Genomic DNA, 3,452 nt, shown 5'->3' on the forward strand with positions numbered 1-3,452 from the left:
CGGTCGTCGAAGATCGCCACGCCCACGGAGCCACCGGGAAACACGTAGTCGCGATGGCACACCGCGTTCGCGATCGCCTCGCGGAGAGCCACGGGCGGGTACATGGGATCGTCCACGCGCTCGAACAGGCCGGGCACCACGCGGCCCGCCACCGGAACATGATCTCGCAGGAACCGTTGGGCGCGATTGAAGAGCTGGAAGACGTTCCCGATCTCCTGGCGTCCATCCACGAACTCCGACATGTCACGGCCCCGGAACCGCGCGAGGCGCAGCGTGCACTGGGGATAGATCGAAACCAGCGCCCCCGGCCGCGCGAACAGCACCACGGCGGCGTTCAGCAGGGCTCCGTCGCGCATCACGCCGAATCCCAGGAGAAGTTCCTCGACGCGGCGCGTACCGGGGTCTTCCATGCGGTTCCGCCAGATGGCCTCCTCGGCCGTACGGATGACCTCGTCGTGGTCCAGGTCGCCGATGCCCAGCTCCGTGGGCGTAAGCTCCCACCGGCGTGACGAATGCACGCGGTCCAGCAGCATCTTCTGATAGTGCGCGGCGGGCATCACGCTGGTGGTCGGGCCCAGGCGGACGTACGCCCGTCCGTCGTACATGTACGGGCCTTCGCCGCGGGGAACGCGGATCAGGATGATCGCCCGTCCATTCGGCAGGTCCACCGTTTCCGGCGACAGGAGGGCCGGGGGATCGATCCGGCGTATCTCCCGAACGATGCTTTCCAGCGTTTCGGGCGACACGTCCTGGCCCACGAGCACCCCGCCGTCCGTCACGCCGAAGAGAACGAACCCGCCGGAGCCGTTCAGCAGTGCGCAAACCGTTCTTGCCGCCTCGGTCCGCTGGCCCGTGGACCGCTTGAATTCGGCCTGCTCCGATTCGCCGCGCGCGACGATCTGCTCCACCTCGCGGAGGATGGATGCGTTGGTTTCGGCGGCGGATTCCGGGAGATGGAACACGGGCGTACAGGCACGGGGACTCGCTGTTCACTTCGTATACTTGCGACGGAAAACGGAGCGGTCAAGGGGTTGATCCTGTTTGAGATAACTCCGTCGCACCTCAGGCGGATCGTGTGCGCTCCGGCGGGGACACAGGTGCGACAGGCTGTCGCACCTTGGGCCGGAAACGTGCGCACGGCGGCACAAAACGAGAGGCGCACCCCGTCTCAGGGAGTGCGCCTCTCGTCGTCATAGATACCGCGCGTCAGCCGTCTTCCGGCACCTCGGCCACAACGCCCAGGTCGGCCAGCAGCGATGCCAGGTCGTACGCCGCGTATTCGTCGTCCACCTCCAGCTCCACCCGCTCGCCGCCGTGGACTCGGTCCAGGAGGGCCTGGGCATCGGGGAGCGACAGCCCCGTGTAGGTCTGCAGCACGCCGATCACGGAATGAACGCTGACGCTGGGGCGCGCGCCGGCGACCACCACGCGCGCGATCACCGCACCGCCCTTACGGCGGCCGCCACGTCCAGCGCGCCCTCGTAGATGGCCTTGCCGATGATGGCTCCCGCGATCCCGCGCCCCTGGCGCGCCGCAGCGGCCACGGCCAGCACGTCTTCCATCCCCCGCATCCCGCCGGAGACGATCACCTCCGCCCCCGCGTGCGCCGCCAGCTCGGCGGAAAGCTCCAGGTTGGGCCCCATCATCATCCCGTCGCGCTCGATGTCGGTGTGGATGATGGTGCGCACCCCGAGATCGACGAGCGAGCGCGCCAGATCGAAAAGGTCGGCGCCGCTTTCCTCGGTCCACCCGCGCGCCGCCGGCCGCCGCCCGCGCGCATCCAGCCCCACGGCGATCCGCTCCGCGCCCCAGCGCTCGATGGCGCGCCGCACCAGCTCCGGGTTCTCGATGGCCGCGGTGCCGATCACCGCCCGCGCCACTCCCGCGTCCAGCACCTCAGCCAAATCCGCTTCCGTGCGCAGCCCACCGCCCGTCTGCACCATGGCGCCGACGCCGGCGGAGACGGACTGGATGAGCGGGCGGTTGCTGCCGTCGCCGAACGCCGCGTCCAGGTCTACCACGTGGATCCACTCGGCGCCGGCGTCCACGAAGCCGCGGGCGACGGCGAGCGGGTCGTCGCCGTACACCGTCTCGCGGTCCGCCCTGCCCTTCTCCAGCCGGACGCAGCGCCCGCGGCGCAGGTCGATGGCCGGGTACAGTGCGAATCCCTCGGGGGTAGTGGTATCGGTCACGGATAGCTCATCGGGGAAAAACTCGCGGGCCCACTACGGCCGGCTTGGGGGCGAGAACATGCACTGCCGTCCGGGGGCACACAGCCCCGACGACCATCCGGCGTCCAGCCACGCGCACCTCACGGAAGCGTTCGGAATCCAGCTTGGACGAAATGTGCGTCGAACGCGAGCGAGGCTCATGCGTAGAGGAGCCGCCCTTTCGGCTGAGGAACGGGGCGACCTAGCTCGTGGGCCGTTTCGATCCATTCGCGGATGACCACCTCCACGCTGGAAATCGCTTCCGCGTACGTTGCTCCATCTGCCGCGCAACCGGGAAGTTCCGGTACTTCGGCGATATACACCTGATCCTCGTCGCTCCAATAGATGATGACTTCGTAGCGGAACTCAGGCGTCATCCGAACCTCCTCCTGCGAGCTTGTACTTCAGGATCACTTCGCGGACCTGCTTGACCTGGTACGCTTTGGCCTTTGCGCCCTTCGGCTGCAAGTTCAAGATCTCGACCACTCCTGCGCGAGTAAAGATGTGATGACTGCCGCGGACGCGTTCGTGGAAGGCGAGCCAATGCAACAGCGCGCATAGGCCCTCGAATGGGACATTCGCGTCCGACGCACCGCGCAAGATCTGGAGCAGCAGCTTGTCATGTTTGCCCATGCGCGAAAGCTACCGGGAAGCGCTCATCTGCGCCACACGGTTCGGTGTGGAACAACAAAGCGGCGATCCCGGGGGATCGCCGCCTCGTCGTTCACCGGCCGTCTGTCCGACCGGCCGATCTCCGCGCCTGCGATCAGCGGCGGGCCAGGCGCGCGCTGTCGCCGTTGGCCGCCAGCAGCGGGCCGGAGCGGTCCATCAGCGCGATCCGCTGGTCGCGCGCGGCGCGGAAGCGGGCGCGCGCGCCGCCCGGAACGGGGTCGCCCGTCAGGTAGCGGATGGAGGTGGGGTTGATGGGCCGCCCGTGCTCGTGGAACTCGTAGTGAAGGTGCGGCCCGGTCGACAGGCCGGTGGAGCCCACGTAGCCGATCAGCTGCCCCTGCTTCACGCGCGCGCCCGGGCGGATGCCCTCGGCGAAGCGGCGCATGTGCGCGTAGCGGCTGCCGTACCCGCGCGAGTGGCGGATTTCCACCACGTTGCCGTATCCGCCGCCCCATCCCGCCTTGCCCACCACGCCGTCGCCCACCGCGCGGATGGGCGTGCCCATCGAAGCCGCGTAGTCGATGCCGTGGTGCGCCCGCATGCGGCGCAGGATGGGATGGAAGCGCCCCG

6 protein-coding genes are annotated in these 3,452 nt (G+C 68.7%); all 6 read right to left on the reverse strand.

The genetic code is table 11. The annotated features are described in order from the left end of the window. The coding region (locus tag VIB55_RS24325) for a helix-turn-helix domain-containing protein (protein WP_331879280.1) at positions 1–962 on the reverse strand (962 nt) is incomplete at its 3' end. Between the two features lie 244 nt (positions 963–1,206). After that, on the reverse strand, positions 1,207–1,440 hold the full coding sequence (locus VIB55_RS24330) for a hypothetical protein (RefSeq protein WP_331879281.1): 234 nt from the start codon (positions 1,438–1,440) through the stop codon (positions 1,207–1,209). Then, complete coding sequence (gene hisA / locus VIB55_RS24335) at positions 1,437–2,192, reverse strand: 1-(5-phosphoribosyl)-5-[(5-phosphoribosylamino)methylideneamino]imidazole-4-carboxamide isomerase (protein WP_331879282.1); 756 nt, start codon at positions 2,190–2,192, stop codon at positions 1,437–1,439. Before hisA ends, VIB55_RS24330 begins: the two co-directional genes overlap by 4 nt. Before the next feature lie 176 nt (positions 2,193–2,368). Then, positions 2,369–2,587, reverse strand: a complete 219-nt coding sequence (locus tag VIB55_RS24340) for a type II toxin-antitoxin system HicB family antitoxin (RefSeq protein ID WP_331879283.1) — start codon at positions 2,585–2,587, stop codon at positions 2,369–2,371. Continuing rightward, positions 2,577–2,843 carry a hypothetical protein gene (locus VIB55_RS24345; protein WP_331879284.1) on the reverse strand — a complete coding sequence of 89 codons (267 nt, stop codon included), beginning with the start codon at positions 2,841–2,843 and terminating at the stop codon, positions 2,577–2,579. Before VIB55_RS24345 ends, VIB55_RS24340 begins: the two co-directional genes overlap by 11 nt. A gap of 133 nt (positions 2,844–2,976) precedes the next feature. Then, positions 2,977–3,452, reverse strand: a 476-nt coding sequence (locus VIB55_RS24350) for a M23 family metallopeptidase (RefSeq protein WP_331879285.1), incomplete at its 5' end; no start/stop codon positions are given.

Origin of the sequence: Longimicrobium sp. (genome assembly GCF_036554565.1) — a bacterium.
Classification (GTDB): domain Bacteria; phylum Gemmatimonadota; class Gemmatimonadetes; order Longimicrobiales; family Longimicrobiaceae; genus Longimicrobium.

Excerpts from the sequence above, each read along its gene's own strand:
- VIB55_RS24345 (WP_331879284.1), bottom strand. The coding sequence starts at position 2,843 with ATGGGCAAACATGACAAGCTGCTGCTCCAGATCTTGCGCGGTGCGTCG.
- VIB55_RS24340 (WP_331879283.1), bottom strand. The coding sequence starts at position 2,587 with ATGACGCCTGAGTTCCGCTACGAAGTCATCATCTATTGGAGCGACGAG.